Source organism: Streptomyces ferrugineus (assembly GCF_015160855.1).
Taxonomy (GTDB): Bacteria; Actinomycetota; Actinomycetes; order Streptomycetales; family Streptomycetaceae; genus Streptomyces; species Streptomyces ferrugineus.
In genome coordinates, this window is the sequence record NZ_CP063373.1 from 9,461,977 (window position 1) to 9,486,833 (window position 24,857).

At 71.9% G+C, this 24,857-nt stretch carries 24 protein-coding genes; 7 read left to right on the plus strand and 17 right to left on the minus strand.

Annotation, left to right across the window (positions count from 1 at the left end):
* On the plus strand, positions 1 to 735 hold the full coding sequence (locus tag IM697_RS42035; RefSeq protein WP_194042469.1) for an SCO3374 family protein: 735 nt from the start codon (positions 1 to 3) through the stop codon (positions 733 to 735).
* Between the two features lie 33 nt (positions 736 to 768).
* Here IM697_RS42035 and IM697_RS42040 read toward each other — a convergent pair whose 3' ends face one another.
* From IM697_RS42040 to IM697_RS42085, 10 genes are all read right to left on the minus strand, one after another.
* On the minus strand, positions 769 to 1,104 hold the full coding sequence (locus IM697_RS42040; RefSeq protein WP_194042471.1) for a histone-like nucleoid-structuring protein Lsr2: 336 nt from the start codon (positions 1,102 to 1,104) through the stop codon (positions 769 to 771).
* 255 nt (positions 1,105 to 1,359) lie between these two features.
* Positions 1,360 to 1,923, minus strand: a complete 564-nt coding sequence (locus IM697_RS42045; RefSeq protein WP_194042473.1) for an amino-acid N-acetyltransferase — start codon at positions 1,921 to 1,923, stop codon at positions 1,360 to 1,362.
* A 9-nt stretch (positions 1,924 to 1,932) separates the two neighbouring features.
* A complete protein-coding gene (locus IM697_RS42050) occupies positions 1,933 to 2,481 on the minus strand; it encodes a BlaI/MecI/CopY family transcriptional regulator (RefSeq protein ID WP_265582760.1) in 549 nt (182 codons plus the stop codon).
* Between the two features lie 155 nt (positions 2,482 to 2,636).
* A complete protein-coding gene (locus tag IM697_RS42055) occupies positions 2,637 to 2,816 on the minus strand; it encodes a hypothetical protein (protein ID WP_194042478.1) in 180 nt (59 codons plus the stop codon).
* Positions 2,817 to 2,914: 98 nt separating this feature from the next.
* On the minus strand, positions 2,915 to 3,538 hold the full coding sequence (locus IM697_RS42060) for a hypothetical protein (RefSeq protein WP_228044384.1): 624 nt from the start codon (positions 3,536 to 3,538) through the stop codon (positions 2,915 to 2,917).
* 438 nt (positions 3,539 to 3,976) lie between these two features.
* On the minus strand, positions 3,977 to 4,774 hold the full coding sequence (locus tag IM697_RS42065; protein ID WP_194042480.1) for a type III pantothenate kinase: 798 nt from the start codon (positions 4,772 to 4,774) through the stop codon (positions 3,977 to 3,979).
* 8 nt (positions 4,775 to 4,782) lie between these two features.
* The gene (nadC, locus tag IM697_RS42070; protein WP_194050109.1) at positions 4,783 to 5,754 is read right to left on the minus strand and encodes a carboxylating nicotinate-nucleotide diphosphorylase; all 972 of its coding nucleotides are present in this window, start codon (positions 5,752 to 5,754) and stop codon (positions 4,783 to 4,785) included.
* Between the two features lie 5 nt (positions 5,755 to 5,759).
* On the minus strand, positions 5,760 to 7,469 hold the full coding sequence (locus IM697_RS42075; protein WP_194042482.1) for an L-aspartate oxidase: 1,710 nt from the start codon (positions 7,467 to 7,469) through the stop codon (positions 5,760 to 5,762).
* Entirely contained in the window at positions 7,466 to 8,458 is a 993-nt protein-coding gene (gene panC, locus IM697_RS42080) for a pantoate--beta-alanine ligase (RefSeq protein ID WP_194042484.1), read from the minus strand. The genes IM697_RS42075 and panC overlap by 4 nt, the downstream gene beginning before the upstream one ends.
* Positions 8,455 to 9,384, minus strand: a complete 930-nt coding sequence (locus IM697_RS42085) for a Rossmann-like and DUF2520 domain-containing protein (RefSeq protein ID WP_194042490.1) — start codon at positions 9,382 to 9,384, stop codon at positions 8,455 to 8,457. Before IM697_RS42085 ends, panC begins: the two co-directional genes overlap by 4 nt.
* 183 nt (positions 9,385 to 9,567) lie before the next feature.
* Between IM697_RS42085 and IM697_RS42090 the strand changes: the two genes are divergently transcribed.
* On the plus strand, positions 9,568 to 10,764 hold the full coding sequence (locus IM697_RS42090; RefSeq protein WP_194042492.1) for a threonine aldolase family protein: 1,197 nt from the start codon (positions 9,568 to 9,570) through the stop codon (positions 10,762 to 10,764).
* Here the strand turns inward: IM697_RS42090 and IM697_RS42095 are convergent.
* Positions 10,754 to 10,969, minus strand: coding sequence for a hypothetical protein (locus IM697_RS42095; protein ID WP_194042495.1), 216 nt, complete (start codon positions 10,967 to 10,969; stop codon positions 10,754 to 10,756). The genes IM697_RS42090 and IM697_RS42095 overlap by 11 nt on opposite strands.
* A 167-nt stretch (positions 10,970 to 11,136) precedes the next feature.
* Here IM697_RS42095 and IM697_RS42100 point away from each other — a divergent pair, with 167 nt between their 5' ends.
* On the plus strand, positions 11,137 to 12,243 hold the full coding sequence (locus IM697_RS42100) for a DUF5937 family protein (RefSeq protein WP_194042496.1): 1,107 nt from the start codon (positions 11,137 to 11,139) through the stop codon (positions 12,241 to 12,243).
* Positions 12,244 to 12,317: 74 nt separating this feature from the next.
* Here the strand turns inward: IM697_RS42100 and IM697_RS42105 are convergent, their stop codons facing one another.
* The 3 genes from IM697_RS42105 to IM697_RS42115 all read right to left on the minus strand — a co-directional run bounded on the left by IM697_RS42105 (position 12,318) and on the right by IM697_RS42115 (position 14,960).
* Positions 12,318 to 12,950, minus strand: coding sequence for an AAA family ATPase (locus IM697_RS42105; protein WP_194042498.1), 633 nt, complete (start codon positions 12,948 to 12,950; stop codon positions 12,318 to 12,320).
* Between the two features lie 49 nt (positions 12,951 to 12,999).
* Positions 13,000 to 13,671, minus strand: coding sequence for a response regulator transcription factor (locus IM697_RS42110; protein WP_194042500.1), 672 nt, complete (start codon positions 13,669 to 13,671; stop codon positions 13,000 to 13,002).
* Positions 13,672 to 13,745: 74 nt separating this feature from the next.
* Complete coding sequence (locus tag IM697_RS42115; RefSeq protein ID WP_194042502.1) at positions 13,746 to 14,960, minus strand: sensor histidine kinase; 1,215 nt, start codon at positions 14,958 to 14,960, stop codon at positions 13,746 to 13,748.
* A gap of 118 nt (positions 14,961 to 15,078) precedes the next feature.
* Here IM697_RS42115 and IM697_RS42120 point away from each other — a divergent pair, with 118 nt between their 5' ends.
* Positions 15,079 to 16,071, plus strand: a complete 993-nt coding sequence (locus IM697_RS42120) for an SAM-dependent methyltransferase (protein ID WP_194042504.1) — start codon at positions 15,079 to 15,081, stop codon at positions 16,069 to 16,071.
* 14 nt (positions 16,072 to 16,085) lie between these two features.
* Here the strand turns inward: IM697_RS42120 and IM697_RS42125 are convergent, their stop codons facing one another.
* Positions 16,086 to 17,237: an NADH-quinone oxidoreductase subunit D gene (locus IM697_RS42125; RefSeq protein WP_194042505.1), complete on the minus strand. Its 1,152-nt coding sequence runs from the start codon at positions 17,235 to 17,237 to the stop codon at positions 16,086 to 16,088.
* A 31-nt stretch (positions 17,238 to 17,268) separates the two neighbouring features.
* Here IM697_RS42125 and IM697_RS42130 point away from each other — a divergent pair, with 31 nt between their 5' ends.
* Positions 17,269 to 17,787 carry a PH domain-containing protein gene (locus IM697_RS42130; RefSeq protein ID WP_194042516.1) on the plus strand — a complete coding sequence of 173 codons (519 nt, stop codon included), beginning with the start codon at positions 17,269 to 17,271 and terminating at the stop codon, positions 17,785 to 17,787.
* Positions 17,784 to 19,118, plus strand: coding sequence for a PH domain-containing protein (locus IM697_RS42135; protein ID WP_194042525.1), 1,335 nt, complete (start codon positions 17,784 to 17,786; stop codon positions 19,116 to 19,118). The genes IM697_RS42130 and IM697_RS42135 overlap by 4 nt, the downstream gene beginning before the upstream one ends.
* 922 nt (positions 19,119 to 20,040) lie before the next feature.
* Here IM697_RS42135 and IM697_RS42140 read toward each other — a convergent pair.
* Together IM697_RS42140 and IM697_RS42145 are read right to left on the minus strand one after the other, a co-directional pair.
* Positions 20,041 to 21,438 (minus strand): ICP22 family protein, encoded by a 1,398-nt coding sequence (locus tag IM697_RS42140; protein ID WP_194050110.1) that lies wholly within the window; start codon positions 21,436 to 21,438, stop codon positions 20,041 to 20,043.
* Positions 21,439 to 21,628: 190 nt separating this feature from the next.
* On the minus strand, positions 21,629 to 22,765 hold the full coding sequence (locus tag IM697_RS42145) for an alpha/beta hydrolase (protein WP_194042528.1): 1,137 nt from the start codon (positions 22,763 to 22,765) through the stop codon (positions 21,629 to 21,631).
* A 259-nt stretch (positions 22,766 to 23,024) separates the two neighbouring features.
* On the opposite strand from IM697_RS42145, the gene IM697_RS42150 reads away from it, so the two are divergent.
* Positions 23,025 to 24,857 carry a phosphatidylglycerol lysyltransferase domain-containing protein gene (locus IM697_RS42150; RefSeq protein WP_194042530.1) on the plus strand — a complete coding sequence of 611 codons (1,833 nt, stop codon included), beginning with the start codon at positions 23,025 to 23,027 and terminating at the stop codon, positions 24,855 to 24,857.

A 24,857-nucleotide genomic window follows, 5' to 3' on the forward strand; every position in this document is an offset into this window, starting at 1 on the left:
ATGGTCGGCACCCGCTCCACGGTCACCACCCACCTCTCTGCGGACCTCGCCGCGATCCCTCTCCCCCGTCGGCCGCTCGATCCGAGCGATCAGATCCGCCGTTGGTACGAGAACGAACTGGGCTGGCCGGTGGTGCCCGCGCCCCCCGGATCCGCGCTGAGCCTGCTCCTGGGCCGGCGCTTCGACGTCCTGGACGTCCCGGCCGAGGCCGGCCGCGCGGCGCTGCGCCGTCTGACCCCGCACTCCCCGGTGGCCGTCCGGGGCGACCGGATGCGACTGCTCGTCGCGGCGGGCGCCGCGGACGAGGTGCCGGGGGTGCTGCGCTGGCTGGAGTGGGGGGATCTGCCCCTGGATCTGAGGACGCTCGGTGCGGGCGACCTCATGGAGGCGCCGGTGCCTCCGGGACACGGGCCGCTGGAGGCTGTGGGGGCGCCGGTGGTCGTACGGCGCCCCGTCGATCCGGCTGCCTGGGGGGCCGTACGGCGTTCCGAGCCGGTGGGGCTCGGTGTCGTACGGCCTCTCACCCTGGGCCGCTGTGCTGCCGTGCAGGGGGCCGCCGTGTGGCTGCGGCCCCCCGAGCCTGGGGGCGAGGTCGAGGCCTCGCTGCCGACCTTGTCGGCCCTCGGGGGCGGTGGGGGCGCCCCCGATCTCGTGCGGGTCCTGGACACGGTGGCAACGCAGTGCCACCGCCTGCGGCTGCGGCGCGCGTGCGCCCGGCCGCCGGCCTGTCCATAACGCAGGCCGTGCCCTTTGATCAGGCGTTGGCGATCAGGCGTTGGCCTTCTCGTAAGCCTCGCGAATGGACGCCGGAACGCGGCCGCGGTCGTTGACCTCGTAGCCGTTCTCCTTGGCCCAAGCGCGGATCTGCGCGGTGTCCTGGCTGCCACCGGAAGCGGCGCGAGCCTTTCCGCGCCCACCCGAAGCGCGACCTCCGGTACGACGACCGCCCTTCACGTAAGGCTCGAGAAGGCCACGGAGCTTGTCCGCATTGGAAGTCGTGAGATCGATCTCGTACGTCTTGCCGTCCAGCGCGAACGTCACGGTCTCGTCCGCCTCGCCGCCGTCGAGGTCGTCGACAAGAAGGACCTGAACCTTCTGTGCCACCGGATTTCCTTTCATCGATAACTTGAGGGCCTGGGGTCTGCGGCGTCCGCCGTTTCGCCGCCCCCTGTTATATGCAGTACTGCAGTACGTCGGAAAGCAAACCGCTTTTGCTGGAAAAACACAAACCCCCGGGAGAGACCCACTGGCCACTCCCGTCCGGAAACATGCGCGTTTCGGACATAGGGCACCTGGGCATGGCCTGTCGGGCGGAATACGGCTTCCGGAAGCTTGAGCAACCTTGAGGATCGTCGGCGATCACAGATGCAGAAGCATCCGGCTGTTGCCCAAGGTGTTCGGTTTCACTCGTTCGAGACCGAGGAACTCAGCCACGCCCTCGTCATAGGAACGCAGCAGCTCCGCGTAGACATCGGTGTCGACCGGTGTCTCGCCGATCTCGACGAAGCCGTGCTTGCCGAAGAAGTCCACTTCGAAGGTCAGACAGAAAACTCGTCGAACGCCGAGCCAGCGTGCGGTGTGCAGCAACTTCTCCAGCAACTGGTGTCCGACGCCGGCGCCCTTCAGGCCGGGCTTCACCGCGAGAGTGCGCACTTCCGCGAGGTCTTCCCACATCACGTGCAGGGCGCCGCAGCCGACGACCTCGCCGTTGTCGTCCCGTTCCGCGACCCAGAACTCCTGGATGTCCTCGTAAAGCGTCACCGTGGCTTTGTCGAGCAGGATGCGACGGCGGACGTACTCGTCAAGGAGACGACGCACCGCCGCGACATCGCTGGTACGGGCCCGTCGGACGGTGATGGCTTTTGCGGTGACTTCTGGGCTCTCCACCGAGGGGGTCTCGGCGGAGTGGCTCTCTGCTGACATGAGCGGACGCTATCGCCCGTCGGGGTCCTGTGCGGAGCCGGGGTTCTCGAGGGGGGTATCCGGGGTTTGGGGGCGCCGAGTTTGGCTGCGACGGGTTTGGGTGCCTCGGGTTTGACGGCCTTGGGTTTGGGGGGCGGCCTCGGTATCCGTACCGCTGGTATCGGCGCCGTTGTCGCTATCGGTGCTGGTATCGCTGCTGCGGGTATCGGGGCGTTCCGCGGCTGCGGGGGTTTCCGGACCCTGGACGATGCGTACGGCGTCCCGCAGCGCCCGGCGCTGTTCCTCGCTCATCATGCCGAAGAAGGCGACCAGCGCGGCGGCGGGGTTGTCGCTCTGCGACCAGGCGTCGTTCATCAGGGCGGCGGCGTAGGCGGCCCGTGTGGAGACCGCCTCATATCGATAGGCCCGGCCTTCCGCTTCGCGGCGCACCCAGCCCTTCTGGTGGAGATTGTCCAGAACGGTCATCACCGTGGTGTACGCGATGGACCGTTCCTGCTGGAGATCTTCCAGGACTTCTCGAACGGTCACCGGGCGGTTCCACTTCCACACCCGCGTCATGACCGCGTCTTCGAGTTCTCCCAAGGGGCGAGGCACAACTCAGCACAATAGTGGGAGTTCTGGGTGTTGGCGTGCCGAACAGGCGCTTTCATCGGCAAACGGGAACGAAAAGGGCGCGCAACTCGGAAAGTGCCGGGCTCCGGGTCGGCTGCGGCTCAGGCGTCCGGGTTCGCGGAGGCCTGGCGGGTGCTCTCCGCGCGCGCGAGGGCGGCGTCCACGACCGCGTCCTCCTTGGCCTTGTTGGCTCCGCCCTGGGTCTTCACGATCACCCTGATCACACCGATGAAGAAGACGGCCATGACGGCCGGGGGGAGGAGTGCGGAGACGTAGTCCATGCCTCCAGGGTAGCCAGGGGGCGGGTGCGGGCGGAGTGGGGGTTGCCCGGCCGGTGAGGGCCGGGCGGGGCTGCGAGGGGGTGGTTCGGGCGCTCGGGTCAGCCTGCGGCGAGCTGTTGGGGTGGGTTCGGGGGTGGTGGTGGCGTGGGCTTGCGGCGGGGGAAGACCTCGCCGGGAGTGGGGATGGGGCGCGTCGGCTTGGGGGCGGGGGTGCGTTCCGGGCCCGGGGCCGGTTTCGGGGCGGCCGGTTTCTCGGCGGGCTTCTTGCGGGGTTGCTTGGACGGCTCCTGGGCGGTGGAGGCCTGGGCGGGGAGGCCTCCGGGGAGGGCCTGGAGGTGGGTGCGGGAGGCGGGGATGGGCGGTCGGCAGCGGCGCAGGAGGGTGGCCGCGCTGGGGTTGCCGCGCAGGGTCTGGAGGGCCGTGAGGTCGTCGGGGGTCGGCGTGTAGCCGGCGCCGAGGGCCTCTTCGAGGAGGGTGAGGTAGCCGGCTGCGGTGCCGGGGAGGGCGGCGCGGTAGCGGGCGAGGTCGGCCATCAGGAAGGCACGCATCCGGGCGCCCTCGCGCATTGCCTCGTCGAGCGATTCGGCGAGGCGGAGACAGTCCTGGACGTCCTCGGCCGAGGCGGGGCTGGGGTTCAGGGCAAGAGCGAGGGCGCGGCGGAGCACACGCAGCTCCTCCACGCCGAACGCCATGCCGCCGCGGGATCCGTATGGCGTGGGCATGCGTCGACGATACGTGCTAATCAGACAAAAGCGGCATATGGGGGCGGGTGTGGCGCGGGGTGACACTCGGGTGGTGGGGATGCCTGCGGCGCCGCTGCGGGGTGTGTGGGGGTGCGCGTAGCGCCTGTGGTCGGTGGGTGGGTCGGGGCCGTGGCGGGGGTGTCCGTCCTCGGACCGGCGGCTGGAGTCGGGCAGGGTGCTGAGCGTTTCTTGACGCCGGCCACTGCGGGCGGACACCCCCCGCCACGTCCCCTTCCCGCCGTGCGCGACTGCGGGTCCGCTCCGCCCCAGCTGCGGGCAGTCGTGCCGCTGGGGCGGCACGGGTGGGCGCAGGCGGCACCCCGCTAGCGCCGGGCCGCGCGACCCACCCCCGCCCAGCCCCACGCCGGGCAAGCCGCGAGCGGCCGGCGCCGAAGGAACGCCGCCCGGCCGACGGAGTCACATGCGGGAGACGTTGCGTTCGTAGACCAGGCGCAGGCCGATCAGGGTCAGCCATGGTTCGTGTTCGTCGATCACCGAGGACTCGCCGAGGACCATGGGCGCCAGCCCGCCCGTCGCGATGACCGTGACGTCGTCGGGGTCGTCCGCCAGTTCGCGGGCCATGCGGTTGACCACGCCGTCGACCTGGCCCGCGAAGCCGTAGATGATGCCGGACTGCATGGCCTCGACCGTGTTCTTGCCGATCACGCTGCGCGGGCGGGCCACCTCGATCTTGCGGAGTTGGGCGCCGCGGACGCCCAGGGCCTCGACCGAGATCTCGATGCCGGGGGCGATGACGCCGCCGATGTACTCGCCGCGCGCGCTCACCGCGTCGAACGTCGTCGCCGTACCGAAGTCGACCACGATCGCCGGGCCGCCGTAGAGGTCGACCGCCGCCACCGCGTTGATGATGCGGTCGGCGCCGACCTCCTTGGGGTTGTCGGTCAGGATCGGTACGCCCGTCTTGACGCCGGGCTCCACCAGTACCGCGGGGACGTCGCCGTAGTAGCGGCGGGTCACCTCGCGCAGTTCGTGGAGGACCGAGGGGACCGTCGCGCAGATGGCGATTCCGTCGATGCCGTCGCCCAGCTCGTCGCCCAGGAGCGGGTGCATGCCCATCAGGCCCTGGAGGAGGACCGCCAGTTCGTCGGCCGTGCGGCGGGCGTCCGTGGAGATGCGCCAGTGCTCGACGATGTCCTCGCCGTCGAAGAGGCCGAGGACGGTGTGCGTGTTGCCTACGTCGATTGTGAGGAGCATGCCCGTTCCTACTCCGCCGCTCGCAGGTCGAGGCCGATGTCCAGGATCGGCGAGGAGTGGGTGAGCGCCCCGACGGCCAGGTAGTCGACGCCCGTGTCGGCGTACGCCTTGGCGTTGTCGAGAGTCAGGCGGCCCGAGGCCTCCAGCGCCGCCCGGCCGGCCACGATCGCCACCGCCTCCGCGCACTCGCCCGGCGTGAAGTTGTCCAGCAGGATCAGGTCGGCCCCCGCGTCGACCACCTCGCGGAGCTGGTGGAGGGTGTCCACCTCGACCTCGACGGGGACGTCCGGGAAGGTCTCGCGGACCGCCTTGAATGCCTGGGACACCCCGCCCGCGGCCACCACGTGGTTGTCCTTCACCAGGGCCGCGTCGGACAGCGACATGCGGTGGTTCACTCCGCCTCCGCAGCGCACCGCGTACTTCTCCAGCGCGCGCAGGCCCGGCGTCGTCTTGCGGGTGTCGCGGACCCTCGCCCTGGTGCCGTCCAGTACGTCCGCCCACGCGCGCGTGGCCGTCGCGATGCCCGACAGGCGGCAGAGGATGTTCAGTGCGCTGCGTTCGGCCGTCAGGAGGTCCCGGGTGCGGGTGGTGACGGAGAGGAGCTTCTCGCCCTCCGACACGCGCTCGCCGTCCTCCACGTGGCGTTCCACCTCGAACTCGTCCTCGCAGACGATCGAGACCACCGCCTCGGCGATTCTGAGGCCCGCCACGACGCCCGCCTCGCGTGCCACGAAGTCGGCGGTCGCGGTCGCCTCCTCGGGGATCGTCGCGACCGTCGTCACGTCCACGCCGTGGGCGAGGTCTTCCTGGATGGCCACGTTGGCGATGTCCTCGACCTCGACCGGGTCGAGGCCCGCGTCGGCCAGGAGCTGGGCGAGTGCGGGGTCGAGGCCGCACTCCAGGTACTCCTCGTCGGCACCGCAGGCGCAGTCGTCGCCGCAGCCGCCGTTCGAGGCGAGGGGAAGGTCGGGGGTGGTCACTGCTGTCACTGCTCCTGGGGCCGGGTCGGGGGGAAGTCTGCGGTGTCGGTGGTGTGCACGGCCAGTGTGCGGTCCGGGTTCAGGCGTACGACGATGTGGCGGCGCCATGTCGTGTCGTCGCGGTCGGGCTCGTCCTCGCGCCAGTGGCAGCCGCGCGTCTCCTCGCGCAGATGCGCGGCGGCGACCAGGACGCGGGCCACGCACAGGAGGTTGGTGGCCTCCCAGGTGTCCACTCCGGGTTCGGCGGTCTTGCCGTTCTCGGCGAGGGCGTCGCGGGCCTCGGTGTGCAGTTGCTGGAGCTGGTCGGCGGCCTTGGCGAGGGAGTTCGCGGAGCGCAGGACGCCGGCGCCGTCGGTCATGATCCGCTGGATCGCGAAACGGGCCTCGGGGGCGAGCAGGGGGTGCTCGGGGGTCTCGGGGTACGGCACCGGGTGCGGCACGCGCGCGTGCAGGCCGTCGGCCGCGCGGGACTCGGCGATGTCCGCGACGATGCGCTCGGCGTAGACCAGGCCCTCCAGGAGGGAGTTGGAGGCCAGGCGGTTGGCGCCGTGCACGCCCGTGCAGGCGACCTCGCCGCACGCGTACAGGCCGGGGACGGTCGTACGGCCGTGGGAGTCGGTGCGCACGCCGCCGGAGGCGTAGTGGGCGGCGGGCGCTATCGGGATGGGGTCGTGCACCGGGTCGATGCCGTGGGCGCGGCAGGCGGCCAGGATCGTCGGAAAGCGGTGCTCCCACATGTCGGCGCCGAAGTGGCGGGCGTCGAGGAACATGTGCTCGGCGTCCTGCTCCTGCATGCGCCGCATGATGCCCTTGGCGACGATGTCCCGGGGGGCGAGTTCGGCCAGTTCGTGCCGGCCCAGCATGAAGCGCACGCCGTCGGCGTCGACCAGGTGCGCGCCCTCGCCGCGTACGGCCTCGGAGACCAGGGGCTGCTGGCCCTCCGCCTCCGGGCCGAGGAACAGCACGGTCGGGTGGAACTGGACGAACTCCAGATCGCTCACCTCGGCGCCCGCGCGCAGGGCGAGGGCCACGCCGTCGCCCGTCGAGACGGACGGGTTCGTCGTCGCCGAGAAGACCTGGCCCATGCCGCCGGTCGCGAGCACCACCGCGGGTGCGTGGACCGCCCCTACGCCGTCGTGCTGGCCCTCGCCCATGACGTGCAGGGTGACACCGGCCGTGCGGCCGTCGGCGTCCGTGAGGAGGTCGAGGACGAGCGCGTTCTCGACCGTGCGCAGGCCACGCGCGCGTACCGCCTCCACGAGGGCGCGGGAGATCTCCGCGCCGGTCGCGTCGCCGCCGGCGTGGGCGATGCGGCGGCGGTGGTGGCCGCCCTCGCGGGTGAGCGCCAGTCCGCCTTCGGAGGACTCGTCGAAGTGGGCGCCGGTCTCGATCAGCCGGCGCACGGCGTCGGGGCCCTCGGTGACGAGGATGCGGACCGCTCCCTCGTCGCACAGGCCCGCGCCCGCGACCAGGGTGTCGTCCAGGTGCTGCTCGGGGGTGTCGCCCTCGCCGAGGGCCGCGGCGATGCCGCCCTGGGCCCAGCGGGTGGAGCCGTCGTCGAGGCGGGCCTTGGTGACGACGACCGTCCTGAGGCCGGCGGCCTCGCAGCGCAGGGCCGCGGTGAGGCCGGCGACGCCGGAGCCGACGACCACGACGTCCGCGTCGATGGACCACCCGGGCGCGGGGGCGTGCAGTCGTATGCCTGTGCTGGTCACGAGGCGGCTCCGAAGGTGAGGGTGACGTTGTCGATCAGCCGGGTCGTCCCGACCCGGGCCGCGACGGCGAGGACGGCCTCGCCTGTGAAGTCGTCGTCGATCTCGGTGAAGTCCGAGGGGTCGACGAGGGCGAGGTAGTCCAGTTCGAGCGGCGGGTCGAGGCGGGCGGCCTCGTCCAGGACCAGGCGGGCGGCGGCGCGCACGGCCGCCGCGGCGCCGGGGACGGCCTTGGCGACGGCGTGTGCGTCGGCCGCCGCGCGGGACTCCCCTATGGCGCTGAGCGCCTCGGCACGCGCGCGCGTGGCGGGTACTTCGCGGGCCCGCGCGCGCAGCGCCTCCTGCGCCGCGTGCCGGTCGCGGCCGGCGAACAGGGCCTGGGAGAGCGCGAGCGCGGTGTGCCGTTCCTTGGGCGAGAGGTAGCGGTTGCGGCTGGAGAGCGCGAGGCCGTCCTCCTCGCGCACGGTGGGGACGCCGACGATCTCCATGCCGAAGTTCAGGTCGCGCACCATGCGGCGGATCAGCGCGAGCTGCTGGGCGTCCTTCTGGCCGTACAGGGCCACGTCGGGACGGGTGAGGTGGAGCAGCTTGGCGACGACGGTGAGCATGCCGTCGAAGTGGCCGGGGCGGGAGGAGCCCTCCAGGCGCTCGCCCATCGGGCCGGCGCTGATGCGGACCTGGGGTTCGCCGCCCGGGTAGACCTCGTCGACGGCGGGGGCGAACACGGCGTCCGCACCGGCCTGTTCGGCGATCTTGAGGTCGGCCTCCAGAGTGCGCGGATAGCGGTCGAGGTCCTCTCCCTGGCCGAACTGCAGGGGGTTCACGAAGACGGTGACGACGACCTCGCCGTCCGGTCCGGCGATCCCGCGCGCGGTGCGGATCAGGGTGGCGTGGCCCTCGTGCAGGGCGCCCATGGTCATCACGACGGCGCGGCGGCCGGCACGCGTGCGTGCGTGCAGTTCGTCGGCGGTGCGCAGCAGGGTGGTGGTCATCGGGCGTCTCCCTCGGCGCCGTTGGTCCCGCCCGCGAGTACGCCGAGGAGGTCCTCGGCGAGCTCCGGCTTCAGCAACCCGTGCGCGAGCGCGCGGTCGGCGGTAGCGCGGGCCATCGCGAGATAGCCGGCGACGGTCTGCGGGGCGTGCCGGCGCAGCTCGCTGACGTGCGCGGCGACGGTTCCGGCGTCCCCGCGCGCGACGGGGCCGGTCAGGGCGGCGTCGCCGGAGCGCAGGGCGTTGTCGAGGGCGGCGCCGAGCAGCGGGCCGAGCATCCGGTCGGGGGCGGCGACGCCCGCCTCGCGCAGCAGCTCCATGGACTGGGCGACGAGCGTGACCAGGTGGTTGGCGCCCAGGGCGAGCGCCGCGTGGTACAGCGGGCGCCTCTCCTCGGCGATCCACTCCGGCTCCCCGCCCATCTCGATGACGAGGGCCTCGGCGGCCAGCCGCAGCTCGTCGGGGGCGGTGACGCCGAAGGAGCAGCCGGCGAGGCGCTGGACGTCCACGGGGGTGCCGGTGAACGTCATCGCCGGGTGCAGGGCCAGCGGCAGCGCGCCCGCGCGCAGGGCGGGGTCCAGGACGTTCACGCCGTACCGCCCGGAGGTGTGCGCCAGCAGCTGGCCGGGGCGTACGGCGCCGGTCTCGGCGAGGCCCTCGACCAGGCCGGGCAGCGCGTCGTCCGGGACGGTGAGCAGGACCAGCTCGGCGCGCGCGAGGACTTCGGCGGGCGGCACCAGCGGCACGTCGGGGAGCATCCGCTGGGCTCGTCGCCGGGAGGCGTCGGAGACCCCGGACACGGCCACCGGGCGGTGCCCGGCGAGCTGGAGGGACGCGGCGAGCGCGGGGCCCACACGGCCGGCGCCGACGACACCGACGGTGAGCCGCGCGGGGCGGTCCTTGGGATCTGGCTGTTGGCTTGTACTCACGCGACGGCGGCCTTCCCGTTCCAGTCCGCTCGGGGTACCGGACGATTTCTCGTCATGTTAACGCGATTGGTTCGAGAGGCGTTCGGTTGTCCACAGGCTGTGGGTTATCGCACGCCGCGCACCCGTGGACCACCGCACGGAAAGCGGGTGCCCGGGCGATCCGGCGCGAGGCATGATCCGGTGATGAGCGATGCGACTCGGAAGAGCGGACACCCGCTGGTCCGGATATCCGACCAGGAACGGCGCAAGCGGCTACGCGAGCGGCGCATCGCCGCCCAGCGGAGCGCGCGGCGCGTGTTCGCGCGCCACGGTTTCCAGAAGACCCTCCAGGAGCGCCTGGGTCTGTTGGACGCGGCGAAGGACGTGTACGACCTGGACGAACCGTCGGACATCTACGGCGACGGCGTCGTCGAGGCGGTGGAGGAGAAGGTCGCCGCGCTGCTCGGCCTGGAGGCCGCCGCGTTCTTCCCGACCGGCACGATGGCCCAGCAGGTGGCCCTGCGCTGCTGGGCGGGCCGTACCGGGAACCCGACTGTCGCCCTGCATGCGCTGGCCCACCCCGAGGTGCACGAAAAGAATGCGTTCAGCCAGGTCAGCGGCCTGCGTCCGGTCCGTCTGACGAGCGAGGCGCGACTGCCGACCGCCGCCGAGGTACGCGACTTCGACGAGCCCTTCGGGGCGCTGATGCTCGAACTGCCCCTCAGGGACGCCGGTTTCGTGCTGCCCACCTGGGAGGAGCTCACCGACATCGTGGAGGCGGCGCGGGAGCGCGACGCGGTGGTGCACTTCGACGGCGCGCGCCTGTGGGAGTCCACCGTCCATTTCGATCGACCGCTGGCGGAGATCGCGGGCCTCGCGGACAGCGTGTACGTGTCGTTCTACAAGTCGCTCGACGGGTTCGGGGGCGCGGCGCTGGCCGGCCCGAAGACCCTGGTCGAGGAGGCGGAGGTCTGGCGGCACAGGTACGGGGGCCAGGTGTTCCAGCAGTTCCCCACGGCGCTGTCGGCCCTGGTCGGCCTGGAGAGGGAGCTGCCCCGGCTGCCGGAGTACGTGGCCCACGCGCGCGTGGTGGCCGCCGCGCTGCGCGAGGGCTTCGCGACGGCCGGGCTGCCGTGGGCGCGCGTGTACCCCGACGTGCCGCACACCCACGACTTCCAGGTCTGGTTGCCGTACGACGCCGAGGTGGTCATGGAGGCGTCGGTGCGGACAGCCGAGCAGACGAGGACCATGCTCTTCGCCCACCCATGGGACCAGAAGGGCCCGGGCCTGTCCTGCACCGAGATCCATGTACGGGCACCCGGCCTGGAGTGGACGGCGCACGACGTGAGGACGGCGGTCGCGGAGTTCGTGGCCCGGCTGCCCCGGGAGGTCACCAGGTAGAGCGCGGCCGCGCATGCAGCAAGCGGCGCAGGGCCTGCCGTATCCGCCCGTGGGCCGGGCGCCCGGCGACGACGGCCCGGAACCGGCGGTGGTCGCGCCACTCGCGCACGACCTGCCAGTCGTGGGTGCCGGGCAGTGGAGGGGCGACCTCGCCAAGCCGGCCGGCGCGGTAGGTGTCGAGGAGGTGCTGTTGCGTGATGCTCATGGCCGATGGCCTCTCGGGACGTAGGAGAGACGACGTAGTTGGTGATCGGGCTCCGCGGCTGCCCCGGTGACCCCAGGTTCACCTCCCCGCGGCCGCCGCGTCGCGTCGATTGACGGCCGCCGTCAATCGACGGCCGCCTTGTCAGTGGTGGCGTGCACCATGGGGACATGAGCGTGACGATCGACATCGCGGGGCTGCGGCCGGAGAGGCTCGCCGTCGTGCCCTCGCCCCTGGCCGAGCTCGGCATGGCGCTGCACGCGCTGTCGGAGCCGGGGCACCACCCGGGCCTCCAGGGCTGGGTGACAGGTGTGACGGCCCGGCTGGACTCGCACCTGGCCGACCGGATGTGCGAGGCCGACTTCCTGTGGCGGTCGACGTTCTCGGATCTGTTCCTTCCCTTCGCCGGCGTCCCGGGCCGCTCCACCCTCCCGGGGGCCACGCTGGCGGAGGAGCTGGACCAGCTCGACAAGCTGACGGACGAGCAGTTCGTGGACGCCGCCCTGGAGTTCACCTGCGCGCTGCCGTACAGCACCTCCGGTCCCGACGCGCTCTCCGACGCCGAGGTGCGGCACCGGGCGCTGGATCTCGCCGCCGCGCGCGGGCCGCAGCAGCTCCGGTTCAGCGAGCGGCTGCTGGCGGATCCGCCGCGGATCCGGGCCTGGCTGCGGCAGTTCCTCCAGGACTGCGACGAGGCGTTCTTCGCGGAGACCTGGTCCCGGCTGCGCCACCAGCTCGCCGCGGACGCCCGTCACAAGACGGACCTCCTGCGGCACAGGGGCCTCGCGGAGGCGCTGGCCGCGGTGTCCCCGGCGGTGACCCTCGACGAGGCGGCCGCGCGGATCACGGTCGACAAGCTGGGCGAGGGCCACACGGCCGTGGGGGACGGCCGGCTCCTCCTCGTCCCGACCAGCCTGGGCTGGCCGCACCTGATGGTCCTGCACCGCCACGACTGGCAGCCGGTGCTGCACTACCCGGTCGGCTCCCCCGAGCCGACCGCCCCGCCCACGGTCGAGCAGCTGGCGCTGCGGATGACCGCGCTCTCCCACCCGGTGCGGATGCGTATCTGCCGCAACATCGCCCGCAGCGCCTACACCACGGGCGAGCTGGCGCAGGTGCACGGCATGACGGCGCCGGAGATATCCCGGCACCTGGGCGTCCTGAAGAAGGCCGGCCTGATCACCACACGCCGCCGCGGACGGTACGTCCAGCACCAGCTCGACGTGACGATGGTGGCCCGGCTGGGCAGCGACTTCCTGGAGGGGATCCTCAGATAGCGCCCGCGCGGGCCGTGCGTCACGCGGGGGCCGTACGTCATGCGGGGGCCGTACGTCACGCGCGGGGCCGTACGTCAGTCGAACCGGATGTGCCGGATCCCGACCCCCGCCTGCCGCAGCCGGGTCCGCAGCGCGCTCTCGTTGTTGGGCCGCAGCCGCAGACCGGCCAGGACGGCGATGCGGTCCGCGGTCTTCGGCACGGTCGAGTGGTCCGTCCACAGATGCTCGGCGAACTCCGGCTCGCGCAGCCGCTCCAGACAGTGGTCGAGCTGCTGCACGGCCCAACTCTCGCGGCGCAGCCCGGCGTTCTTCCCGGCGACGTACCGAAGGAGGTGCCCGAAGCCGCGCTCCCGCAGCCGCCGCAGGACGGTCTCGCGCTCGGCGAGGAGCGTGAAGTGCCGTACGTCATGGCCGAGTTCGCCCAGCCGCCCGACCGTCTCGGCGAAGTAGTCGAGGTCGGTGACCGTCATGGGGGCGATCACCACTCCGTCGTGCTTGGTGAGGGCGAGGTCGAGGACCTCGACGACGCCCTGCCGCCAGGAGGTCAGGTCCTGGAAGTCCCCTCGCAGTTCGGGCGGGAGCATGCGCCGCAGCCCGAAGCCGGGGTGCTCGGGGTCGCAGATGACGCTGCCGGGCAGACGGCGCTGTATCTCGTGTGCGGTCTGTGTCTTGCCGCCCCCGAAGGGGCCGTTGATCCACAGGAGCATGCGCAGACCCTAATGGGCACCGCTCACGCGAGCACCACGCGGGCATGCGTCAGCCGTGCCCGCCGGCCCGCACCAGCCCCGTCTCGTAGGCCAGGACGACCACCTGCACCCGGTCGCGCAGCCCCAGCTTGGTCAGGATGCGGCCGACATGGGTCTTCACGGTCGCCTCGGACAGCACCAGCCGGGCGGCGATCTCGCCGTTGGACAGGCCCTGGGCGACCAGCACCATGACCTCGCGCTCGCGGTCGGTCAGCCGCTCCAGCTCCTTGTGCTGGGGCTCCTTGCCGCTGGACGGCAGCATGGGCGCGAACCGGTCCAGCAGGCGCCGGGTCGTCGACGGGGCGACCACGGCGTCGCCGCTGTGCACCGCGCGGATGGCGCCGAGGAGCTCGCCGGGCGGCACGTCCTTGAGCATGAAGCCGGAGGCGCCCGCCTTGAGCCCCGAGAAGGCGTACTCGTCGAGGTCGAAGGTGGTCAGGATCAGCACCTTGGGCGCGTCGGGCTCCGAGCAGATGCGGCGGGTGGTCTCCACGCCGTCCAGCTTCGGCATGCGCACGTCCATCAGCACGACGTCGACGGGGGTCGAGCGCAGCACCTGGAGGGCCTCGACGCCGTCGCCCGCCTCCGCGACGACCTCCATGTCCGGCTGGGCGGCAAGCACCATCCGGAACCCGGTGCGCAGCAGCACCTGGTCGTCGACGAGCATCACGCGGATCGTCATCGGGGTCCTCTTCCGTGTCTTCCGTATCCGTCTACAGGGCCGTTACAGGTGTCAACAAGGGACATGGTCGATCGTCAGTGTGCTGGTTTGAGCGGCAGCAGCGCACTGATGCGGAATCCTCCGCCCGGGCGCGGTCCCGCGTCCAGGGTGCCGCCGACCATGCCCACCCGCTCGCGCATGCCGATCAGCCCGTGCCCCCGGCCGTCGGCGCCGCCGTCCTCGTACAGCTCGTGCGGGGCGCCCTTGCCGTCGTCCTCGACGAGCAGGCCGAGCCCGTCGTCGAAGTAGACCAGGCGCACGCTGGCGCCCGCGTTCGGACCGCCGTGCTTGCGCGTGTTCGTCAGCGCCTCCTGCACGATGCGGTACGCCGTCAGCTCGACGCCGCTGGGCAGCGGACGCGGGGTGCCCTCGACCTTGAAGTCGACCGGCAGACCGGAGCTGCGGCACTGCTGGATGAGGTCGTCGATCTGCTCGACGTCGGGCTGCGGGACGTACTCGCCGCTCTCCTGGTGCTCGCCGGTGCGCAGCACGCCCAGCAGGCGGCGCATTTCGGCGAGGGCCTGCCGGCCGGTGGAGGAGATGGTCTCCAGGGCCTTCTTGGCCTGGTCGGGGGCGGCGTCGAGGACGTAGGCCGCGCCGTCGGCCTGCACCACCATCACGGAGACGTTGTGGGCGACGACGTCGTGCAGCTCGCGCGCGATCCGGGCGCGTTCGGCGGCGACCGCGACCTTGGCCTGCGCCTCGCGCTCCTTTTCGAGCCGGGTCGCGCGCTCCTCGAGCTGCTCGTAGTAGGCGCGGCGGGTGCGGATCGAGTCGCCCAGCACCCAGGCGAGCACGAACGGCACGGTCAGGAAGATGATCAGGACGACGTTGCTCAGGACGGTGGCGTCCTGCTCCGGCCAGCGCAACTGGGACAGCGGCGACGCGCACAGGCCCACGCCGAGCGCGAGCCGGGAGGCCCAGCGGGCGCCGGTCGCGGCGACGGTGTAGACGATCACCAGGAAGGCGAAGTTGGCCGGCGTCGTCGCCACGTTCAGCACCAACTGGGCCAGACCCACGCCGATGGCGAGCACCAGCATCTTCTCCGGCATGCGCCGGCGCAGCGCGACCACCAGGCCCAGCAGCAGGACCACCGTGACGATGGCCGCCTCGGAGTCCGTGCCCGGAGAGTTCTGCCCGCCTTCGTCGCGGACGGCCACGGTGACCACAGAGATCCCGAACAGGAAGACGGCCCAGAAGCTGTCGACCCACGTCGGGTGCCTGCGGATGAAGTCATAGAGGCGCTGCACGTAACCCAGCGTAGGGAAGCGAGATGCGTGCAGGGGTCAACCGGAGGGCCGATCCGCACCCCGCGCGCGTACTCCCCAAGGTGGAGGCTGCGTTCCTCTGCGCGCTTAGCCTGGGCCGGTGACAGCAGAGGCGGCGGGCGAGTGGCAGGGGTGGCGCACGGCGGCGGAGGCGGCGCTCTACGGACCGGGTGGCTTCTACCGACGCCCCGAGGGACCGGCCGGCCACTTCCGTACGTCCGTCCACGCCTCGCCGCTCTTCGCCCGCGCCGTGGCCCGGCTGCTGTGCCGGGTCGACGAGTCGCTGGCCCACCCCGACCCGCTCGACTTCGTGGACATGGCGGCGGGCCGCGGCGAGCTGGCCACCGGCGTCCTGGCCGCCCTGCCCGCCGAGGTGGCGGCACGCACGCGTGCGTACGCCGTCGAGATCGCCGGCCGCCCCGAGGACCTGGATCACCGGATCGAGTGGTTGTCCGCCCCACCGCCCCGGGTCACGGGCCTGCTGTTCGCCAACGAGTGGCTGGACAACGTCCCCGTCGAGATCGCGGAGGTGGACTGCGCGGGCGTACCGCGCCGGGTCCTCGTCCGCCCGGACGGCACCGAGCGCCTCGGGGAACCGGTCGCCGGGGTGGAGGCTCGGTGGCTGCGGCGGTGGTGGCCGTTGGGGGACACCGAGGGAGCGCGGGCCGAGATCGGCCTGCCCCGGGACGAGGCCTGGGCCGCCGCGGTCGCGACGCTGGAGCGGGGCCTCGCGGTCGCCGTGGACTACGCGCACACGGCGGCGACCCGGCCGCCCTTCGGCACCCTCACCGGCTTCCGCGAGGGCCGCGAGACTGCGCCCGTGCCGGACGGTTCGTGCGACATCACGGCACACGTGGCGCTGGACGCCTGCGCGCTGCCCGGCGCCCGCCTGCTGTCCCAACGCGACGCCTTGCACACCCTGGACATCACCGCCGCACGCCCCCCGCTCGAGCTGGCCTCCACCCGCCCGGCGGAGTACGTACGAGCCCTGGCGACCGCGGGCGAGGCCGCCGAGCTGACGGCGACGGGCGGCCTGGGGGACTTCGGCTGGCTCATGCAGCCGGTAGGAATTCCAAACCCACTGCCGGACTGAGCACGCTCGCAGGGTTACTTGTCGATGTCGCCGACCACGAAGAACATCGACCCCAGGATCGCCACCATGTCCGCGACCAGCGTCCCCGGCAGCAGCTCGACCAGCGCCTGGATGTTGTTGTACGAGGCGGAGCGCAGCTTCAGCCGGTACGGGGTCTTCTCGCCCTTGCTGACGAGGTAGTAGCCGTTGATGCCGAGCGGATTCTCGGTCCACGCGTACGTGTGCCCCTCGGGCGCCTTCAGCACCTTGGGAAGCCGCTGGTTGACCGGCCCGGGCGGCAGCTCGGCGAGCCGGTCGAGGCAGGCGTCGGCGAGGTCGAGGGAGTTGTGGGCCTGGGCCAGCAGACACTCGAAGCGGGCGAGGCAGTCGCCCTCCTCCCGCGTCACGACCTTCAGGACGTCCCCCAGCTCGCCGTAAGCGAGATAGGGCTCGTCGCGCCGCAGATCGAAGTCCACGCCCGAGCCGCGCGCGATCGGCCCGCTCACGCCGTACGCGTGCACGGCCTCCGGCGTGAGGACGCCCACGCCCCGCGTGCGCCCCCGGAAGATCTCGTTGCCGAGCACCAGGTCGTCGAAGCGGTCCATGCGCGAGCGCACGTCGGCGACGACGGCACGCGCGCGCGTGGTCCACCCGGCCGGCAGGTCCTCCTTCAGCCCGCCCACCCGGTTGAACATGTAGTGCATACGCCCGCCGGAGACCTCCTCCATCACATGCTGGAGCTCCTCGCGCTCCGTGAAGGCGTAGAAGATCGGCGTGATCCCGCCCAGCTCCAGCGGGTACGACCCCAGGAACATCAGGTGATTGAGCACGCGGTTGAGCTCCGCGAGCAACGTCCGGGTCCACACGGCCCGCGCGGGCACCTCCATGCCGAGCATGCGCTCGACAGCGAGGACGACGCCCAGCTCGTTGGAGAAGGCCGACAGCCAGTCGTGGCGGTTGGCGAGCATGATGATCTGCCGGTAGTCCCGCGCCTCGAAGAGCTTCTCCGCCCCGCGGTGCATATAGCCGATCACGGGCTCGGCGCGCACGATGCGCTCGCCGTCCAGCACGAGCCGCAGCCGCAGCACGCCGTGCGTGGACGGGTGCTGGGGCCCGATGTTGAGCACCATGTCGGTGCTCTCCGCGGCGCCGCCGATGCCGACCGTGGTCTCCGTCGTAGGAGTCATGGACACAGTCTGTCCTACGTACGCTGGCCTCATGGAAACGGGGAGCCCGGAGAACACGGGAACGGCGGAACAGGAGCGGGCGGCGGCCGATCCGGAGTGGACCGGGCTGCCACCGGGTGTGCTGCGCATGCGCCGCCTGTTGCTGGTGGTGTGGCTGGGCCTGCTGACGATCGGCCTGGCGGTCCTGCTCGGCCTGCTCGCGGGACCGGCCTGGGCGGCCTTCGCACTGCTGCCCCTGGCGCTGATGGCGTGGGGCTGGGTGATGCTCGGCCGCAACTGGCGTTCGTGGCGCTACGCCGAGCGCGCGGACGACCTGCTGATCAGCCGGGGCGTGCTGTGGCGCCAGGAGACGGTGGTGCCGTACGGCCGTATGCAGCTCGTCGAGGTCACGTCGGGCCCGGTCGAACGCCACTTCGGCCTGGCCAGCGTGCAACTGCACACGGCGGCGGCGGCGACCGACGCGACCATCCCCGGCCTCGACCCGGCGGAGGCGGAACGCCTGCGCGACCGGCTCACCGAGCTGGGCGAGGCCCGATCGGCGGGGCTGTGACGACACCGGGCGTCGACGACGCCGTACGCGAGCGGCGCCCCGTGACCGAACACCGCCTGCACCCGATCACGCCCCTCAGGCGCGCGTGGGCACCGGTGGCCGTCCTGATCGGCTGGGCGGTGCACGATCCCGACCAGGCACAGCGACAGCTGACCAGACTGACGACGACCACCCTCCTGCTGGCACTCGCCGTACTGCTGCCGGCAGCCGCCCTCTACGGCTTCCTCACCTGGTGGTTCACCCACTTCGCGGTGACCGACACCGAGCTGCGCATCCGTACCGGGCTGGTGTTCCGGCGCACCGCGCACATCCGGCTGGAACGCATCCAGGCGATCGACGTCACCCAGCCGCTGCTCGCGCGCGTGGCGGGTGTGGCGAAGCTGAAGCTGGACGTCATAGGCACCGACAAGAAGGACGAACTCGCCTTCCTGGGCGCGGAGCAGGCGCGCACGCTGCGCGCGGAACTCCTGGCCCGCGCGGCGGGCTTCGCCCCCGAGACGGCACACGAGATAGGCGAGGCCCCCTCCCAGCAGCTCCTCCAGGTCCCCCCACGGGTCCTGGCCGTATCCCTCCTCCTCACCGGCGCGACCTGGGGATCGCTGGCGGCCGCGGTGGTCGTGCCGACGATCCTCTGGCTGACCACGGAGAGCGCGTGGACGGTCCTGGCCACCGCGATTCCCCTGTTCGGCGCGGCGGGGGCGAGCAGCGTGGGTCGTTTCGTCACCGAGTACGAGTGGACGGTGGGCGAGTCCCAGGACGGGCTCCGCATCGACCACGGCCTCCTCGACCGCGCCCACGAGACGGTGCCGCCGGGCCGCGTCCAGACGGTACGGATCGTCGAGCCGCTGCTGTGGCGGCGGCGCGGCTGGGTACGCGTGGAGCTGGACGTGGCGGGCTCCTCCAACTCCCTCCTGCTCCCCGTGGCCCCACGCGAGGTAGCGGAATCGGTCATCGCACGCGTCCTCCCCGGAGTGACGGTCCCACCGCCCGCGGCCCTCTCCCGCCCCCCGCACCGAGCGGCATGGTGCGTGCCCGTGTGGTGGCGCGGCTACGCCCTGACGATCACCGACGCGGTCTTCGCCGCCCGAACGGGCCTCTTCCGCCGAAGCCTCGCCCTCGTCCCGCACGCCAAGGTCCAAAGCGTCCGCCTGACCCAAGGCCCCTGGGAGCGCCGCTGGGGCGTCGCCGACGTCCACGTGGACACCGGGGCCAACAAGACGGTGACGGCCCGCCTGAGGCCCACCGAGGAGGCGTCGAGGCTCCTGCACGGCCAGGCGGAGCGATCCCGAACGGGCCGCCGGGATGCCCGCCCGGACCGCTGGATGGCGTGAACCACCACGGGGCCCCTCCAGCGTTCCTCGCCCCCGCCGCCCCTACCCGTCCCATCCCCGGTGGCTGCCGCCCCCAGCCCCCCGCTCCGGCCCTGAAGGGGCCTCGTCCTCAAACGCCGGACGGGCTGACTGCCGCGGGCCAACCCCGAAAGGCTGCGCCCCCAGGGGGTGGGTGGGGGTTCGGGATGACCAGGACTTGTCCCCAAACACCGGTCGAGCCTGTGCTGCGGGCCGTTGGTGAAATGTGAGGGCCCTGCGGGTGGGCGGGGGTTCAGGATGGCTAGGACTCGTTCCCAAACACCGGTCGAGCCCGTGGTGCGGGCCGTTGGTGAAATGTGAGGGCCCTGCGGGTGGGCGGGGGTTCAGGATGGCCAAGACTCGTTCCCAAACACCGGTCGAGCCTGTGCTGCGGGCCAGCGATGAAAGGTGGGCCCCTGCGGGTGGGTGAGGGTTCGGGCGCCGGTCGAGCCTGTGCTGCGGGCCAGCGATGAAAGGTGGGCCCCTGCGGGTGGGTGAGGGTTCGGGCGCCGGTCGAGCTTGTGCTGCGGGCCGTCGGTGCCATGTGGTGGGCGGGGGTTCGGGACGATCAGAACTCGGCCTCGAACCTCGTACGTACGGACCAGCACCACGAAGAGGCGGCTGACAGTGCGTGTGGCCCTCAGCGGAGGACCGGCGTCGAGGAGGTCGGGCGCACCCCCAAGCACCCGCGGTCGCGTACGGCCGGAAGGGGACGTGGCGGGGGGTGTCCGCCCGCAGTGGCCGGCGTCAAGAAACGCTCAGCACCCTGCCCGACGCCAGCCGCCGGTCCGAGGACGGACACCCCCGCCACGGCCCCGACCCACAAAACACCCGCAGGCGCTACGCGCACCCCCACCGAACCCGCACAGGCGCCGCAGGCATCAACGCGAACCCCCACCCACCGTCAGGAAACCGCGCTCCGCAGCCCCTGCACATCAATCTGCTCCGTCTCGTCATGAGCCGTCAGATCGATGACCTGCCCAACGCCCCGCGACTCCTCGTCCGCCGGCTTGAACTCCGCCTCGGACTCGGCCTTGTGCAGCGCGAGGGCCTCCTGCCCGACCACATCGGCGAGGTCCTCGTTCTGGACGGACTGCAACGCGGAGTGCGCCGCCCCCTTCTTCGTACCGAAGAAGTCGAAACCGCCCTCCACCGCCGGCCGCCGCACGGGCGTAGCCGGCGCAACGGCCACCGCGGTCGGCGCGATGAAGTGCCCCGACGGCTGCTGAGCCGCAGGCAGAGCGGACCGGGCCGGGGTGACGGCGGCCGCGTGCTCATGCCCGTCGACCGCCCCGGACTTCCCCTGCGGGTCGTCCTCCAGCGCGGGCTCCGTCTCCGACCCGCCGGCCCCCTCCGCCTCGACGCCCTCCGAACCGTCCTCCACAGGCTCACCGTCGGAAGGACCATCGCCCTTCGGGGGCCCGTCGTTCGGAGGTTCGTCCTTCGGGGAACCGTCCTTCGCAGACTCGCTCTTCAGGGACACGTCCCTCGCGGACTCACCCACCCCCGGCTCACCCTCAGCCGACTCGTCCTCAGCCGAAACCGGCTCGTCCCCCGCCGAAACCGGCTCGTCCCCCGCCGACGTCCCGTCCTCATCGAACCGCGCCAACGCCGCCTTGGCCCGCAGAAACAGCCGAGACCCCTCCGGCGAGAACACCCCCGACGCCGAAGCCCCCTCAGCCACGTCATCAGCCTCTGCCGCTACCTCTACCTCCACCTCGCCCGAAGCAGAGGCAGCCACAGCCCCGGCCTCGACCTCGACCCCGGCCTCGGCAGTGGTCTCGGCCCCGGCAGCCCCCTCACCCGCACCATCAACCGGCCCCGCCGGCAACGCCTTCGCCGGAGCGGCCGCCTCTATCTCCAGAACCCGGCGCTCCTCCAGCACACTCGCCCGCTCGGTCTCCGAAGTGGCATACCGCCGCAACAGCGCCGCATGCTCATTACGCAGCCCGGCAAGCTCCGCCCGCTTCCCCCGCAGCCGCTGCTCCAGCTTCACCCGAAGCTCGCGCGACTCCTCGAGGTCGGTCTCCAACTCGGCGACCCGCTCCTCATGCCGCCACTCATCGCTCGCACGCGCGCGCGTAAGGTCGGCGACCTGCTTGCCCGCCTGCGTGTCCCAGCGGCGCATGACGACCGCACCGACGACCGCCGTCGCCGCGGCGGCCCCGGCAAGGCCGCGCAGCACCATGGCCTCGGTGAACACCCAGGGGGCGAGCGCACAGACAACGGACACGCCTGCGATCGCCGACGGGGGCAGCAGCCTGTGCAAGGGCGGGGAATGGCGATGACGTCCACGTGGCATGGCCAGAAACTTACCGCGCGTAGGCGAATCTTGGTGCCCCGCCCCGTAAAAACACAGCCATCCTGAGTCGTTCACACGGCATCGGCAATCAGAACAGCCACCGAATTGCCCAAGAACCAAGATCACAAGACCCTGAAGACCACGTCAGCCCCCACCCATCCCCGGCTCAAACCCCCACCCAACCCCCGGCTCAAGCCGCCACCCGCCCCCCGCTCAACCGCCCACTCATCCACTCCAATGTCCCCGGAATCTCCCGCCGCCAGGTGTTGAAGTTGTGCCCCCCGCTTTCGAGGATGATCGACGAGATCCGGGTCACCCCGTTCGCCTTCACCCGCTCAATGAACTTCAACGTGTCCTTGTAGTTGGATTCTCCAACTTTGCTGCTGCTGACAAGCAGTGAAGTGTCCGGCGCCGGCATGTGCTTGAGGTACCACCACAGGTTCGCGCGATTGCGCAGTTCCGCGTCGCCCTGGAACAGATCCCCCGTCGTGGCGTCGATCGGCGCCTTGTAATACGCGGAGAGCCCGGCCCCCGCGCCGTACACCCGCGGGTGGTGCATGGCGAGCTTCAACGCGCAGTAGCCACCGGTGGAGTCCCCGATGATCCCCCAGCCCCCGGGCCCGTGCCCCACCCGGTAGTGACCGCTCACGGCATCCGGCAGATCCTTCGCGAAGAACGTCTCGGTCTGCGGCCCGCCGGGAATGTCCACGCACTCGGTGTCCCGCGGCGGCGCCACCGTCGGCCGCATCATGACCAGCACCATCGGCCGCATACGGCCGTCCGCGACCAGCCTCCCGGCCGTGCGCGGATAGTCCAGCTTGTCCACCAGCGCCCGGGCCGTCCCCGGATACCCGGTCAGCACGACGGCCGCCGGGAACGTACGCGTGCGATATCGCGGCTGAAAGTATTCGGGCGGCAGATAGACGAACGCGGGCGTCGCGATGTGCGACGTACGGCCCACGACACGGATCTTCTGGATCTGCCCGCCCACCTCCGGCCGCGCGCTCACCGCCCCCGGCACCCGACCCGTGTCGACGACTTCCAACGGCCCGGGCCCCCGCCCCGGCGTGTGGTCCACGACGACCCCCTGCCCGTCCTCCTGCCCGAAGAGGTCGGCCCAACTGGCGTAGAACCCGAAGGTCTGGTTGGTGACAAGACCCACCGCCGCGAAGATCGCCAACTGGGTGGCCAGCAGCAGCCCGACCCGCCCGGCGACCGCCCGTAGCCCTCCCCTCGCCAACCGCGGCCACAGCCATACCGTGCCGACGAACAGCCCTATGGCGGCCGCGACCACCAACGCCAGCACCTTGTCGCTCGTGAGACCCATGCCTGATTCCCTGCCTGCGCTTTCCCCCGGGCGGCGCCGGCCGCGTCGACACGCCGACCACGCCGCCTCCCCTGCTCCTTCGCAAGGGCTTGCCCCGGACTTTCCTTGGCCTTTGAAACGGTTTTGGGGAGCCGAGTGAACCTCTCCCCTCGAGACACCGTCCTAGAGGGCGCAATGTCGCCGGATGCCCGAATCGGCACCGGATCCAAGGTCTCTCGCAGAACTACGGGATGCGATGTCTGTCAGGACAGATGTGGAAATGTCGGGCAAGGTTCCTCAACGATCGGGCCAGGTGGGCCGTCTGTCGAGCCGTGTACGGCACGTGCTGCGCGGCCCGCGCCCCGAGGCCGTCCCCGTCCTCCTCGGCAGGGCCTGCACCCTGGTCGGCCTGCTGGACGTCGCCGCGGGCGTCTTCCCGCGCTTCCGGCACAGCCGTATGCACGCCATCGCCGAAGTACTGCCGGGCTCGACGGGCCCGTTCGCGGCCGCGCTCTCGCTGAGCGCCGGCGTGCTGTTGCTGCTGCTCGCGCACGGCCTCAAGCGCGGCAAACGGCGGGCCTGGCGCGCGGCCGTCGTACTGCTGCCGGCCGGAGCGGTGGCGCAGTTCACATACCGCCACTCCCTCATCGGCGTCCTCATCTCCCTGGCCCTGCTCGCACCCCTGCTGCGTCACCGCGACCAGTTCGCCGCGCTGCCCGACCCGCGCAGCAGGTGGCGCGCGCTGGCCAACTTCGTCCTCATGGGCGCCGGTTCGCTCGCCCTCGGCCTGGTCATCGTCAACGCCCACCCCGAGACCCTGGTGGGCGACCCGAGCCTGGCCGACCGCATCACCCACGTCCTGTACGGCCTGTTCGGCTTCGAGGGCCCGGTCGACTACCAGGGCAACACCTCCTGGACGGTCGCCTTCTCCCTCGGTGCCCTCGGTCTGCTCACCGCCGTCACCACCATCTATCTGGCCCTCCGCCCCGAGCACCCGGCCGCGCACCTGACCGAGGACGACGAGGACCGGCTGCGCGCCCTGCTGGCCAAGCACGGCGGCCGCGACTCCCTCGGCCACTTCGCGCTGCGCCGCGACAAGGCCGTGGTCTTCTCCCCCAGCGGCAAGGCCGCGGTGACGTACCGCGTCGTCTCCGGCGTGATGCTCGCCAGCGGCGACCCCATCGGCGACGTCGAGGCCTGGCCCGGCGCCATCGAGCGCTTCATGGACGAGGCCAGGGCCCACTCCTGGACCCCCGCCGTCATGGGCTGCTCCGAGACCGGCGCCGAGGTGTGGACCCGCGAGACCGGGCTCGACGCCCTCGAACTGGGCGACGAGGCGGTGGTGGACGTACCGGATTTCTCGCTCACCGGCCGCGCGATGCGCAACGTGCGCCAGATGGTCAAGCGCATCGAGCGCGCCGGTTACGAGACCCGGGTTCGACGTGTCCGTGACCTCGGCGAGACCGAGCTGGAGCGCATCCGCCAGGCCGCCGACGACTGGCGCGGCACCGACACCGAGCGCGGCTTCTCCATGGCGCTGGGCCGCGTCGGCGACCCGTCCGACGGCGACTGCCTCATCGCCACCGCCCACAAGGCCGATGACGAGCCGGGCCCGTACGGCGACCTCAAGGCGATCCTGCACTTCGTGCCGTGGGGCACGGACGGCGTCTCGCTGGACCTGATGCGCCGCGACCGTTCGGCCGACCCCGGCATGAACGAGCTGCTGATCGTCGCCGCCCTCCAGGCCGCCCCGAAGTTCGGCATCGCGCGCGTGTCCCTCAACTTCGCCATGTTCCGCTCGGCGCTGGCACGCGGCGAGAAGATCGGCGCGGGCCCGGTGCTGCGCGCCTGGCGAGGCCTCCTCGTCTTCCTGTCCCGGTGGTTCCAGATCGAGTCCCTGTACAAGTTCAACGCCAAGTTCCGGCCCCGCTGGGAGCCCCGCTTCGTGGTCTACCGCGCCTCGGCCGACCTGCCCCGCCTCGGCTTCGCCGCCATGCAGGCCGAGGGCTTCGTGAACCTGGCCCTGCCGCTGCCGCGCTTCCTGCGCCGCCGCAAGGCAGCGCCCCGCCCGTGCCCGCACCGGGTGGCGGAGCGGGACGTCCAGGCGGCGTAA

Coding starts and splice junctions, on each gene's coding strand:
- IM697_RS42100 (WP_194042496.1), top strand. CDS start 11,137: ATGAGCGTGACGATCGACATCGCGGGGCTGCGGCCGGAGAGGCTCGCC.
- IM697_RS42125 (WP_194042505.1), bottom strand. CDS start 17,237: ATGACTCCTACGACGGAGACCACGGTCGGCATCGGCGGCGCCGCGGAG.
- IM697_RS42105 (WP_194042498.1), bottom strand. CDS start 12,950: ATGCTCCTGTGGATCAACGGCCCCTTCGGGGGCGGCAAGACACAGACC.
- IM697_RS42090 (WP_194042492.1), top strand. CDS start 9,568: ATGAGCGATGCGACTCGGAAGAGCGGACACCCGCTGGTCCGGATATCC.
- IM697_RS42065 (WP_194042480.1), bottom strand. CDS start 4,774: ATGCTCCTCACAATCGACGTAGGCAACACGCACACCGTCCTCGGCCTC.
- panC (WP_194042484.1), bottom strand. CDS start 8,458: ATGACCACCACCCTGCTGCGCACCGCCGACGAACTGCACGCACGCACG.
- IM697_RS42130 (WP_194042516.1), top strand. CDS start 17,269: ATGGAAACGGGGAGCCCGGAGAACACGGGAACGGCGGAACAGGAGCGG.
- IM697_RS42150 (WP_194042530.1), top strand. CDS start 23,025: ATGTCGGGCAAGGTTCCTCAACGATCGGGCCAGGTGGGCCGTCTGTCG.
- IM697_RS42145 (WP_194042528.1), bottom strand. CDS start 22,765: ATGGGTCTCACGAGCGACAAGGTGCTGGCGTTGGTGGTCGCGGCCGCC.
- IM697_RS42140 (WP_194050110.1), bottom strand. CDS start 21,438: ATGCCACGTGGACGTCATCGCCATTCCCCGCCCTTGCACAGGCTGCTG.
- IM697_RS42050 (WP_265582760.1), bottom strand. CDS start 2,481: ATGACGCGGGTGTGGAAGTGGAACCGCCCGGTGACCGTTCGAGAAGTC.
- IM697_RS42055 (WP_194042478.1), bottom strand. CDS start 2,816: ATGGACTACGTCTCCGCACTCCTCCCCCCGGCCGTCATGGCCGTCTTC.
- IM697_RS42095 (WP_194042495.1), bottom strand. CDS start 10,969: ATGAGCATCACGCAACAGCACCTCCTCGACACCTACCGCGCCGGCCGG.
- IM697_RS42035 (WP_194042469.1), top strand. CDS start 1: ATGGTCGGCACCCGCTCCACGGTCACCACCCACCTCTCTGCGGACCTC.
- IM697_RS42060 (WP_228044384.1), bottom strand. CDS start 3,538: ATGCCCACGCCATACGGATCCCGCGGCGGCATGGCGTTCGGCGTGGAG.
- IM697_RS42045 (WP_194042473.1), bottom strand. CDS start 1,923: ATGTCAGCAGAGAGCCACTCCGCCGAGACCCCCTCGGTGGAGAGCCCA.
- IM697_RS42110 (WP_194042500.1), bottom strand. CDS start 13,671: ATGACGATCCGCGTGATGCTCGTCGACGACCAGGTGCTGCTGCGCACC.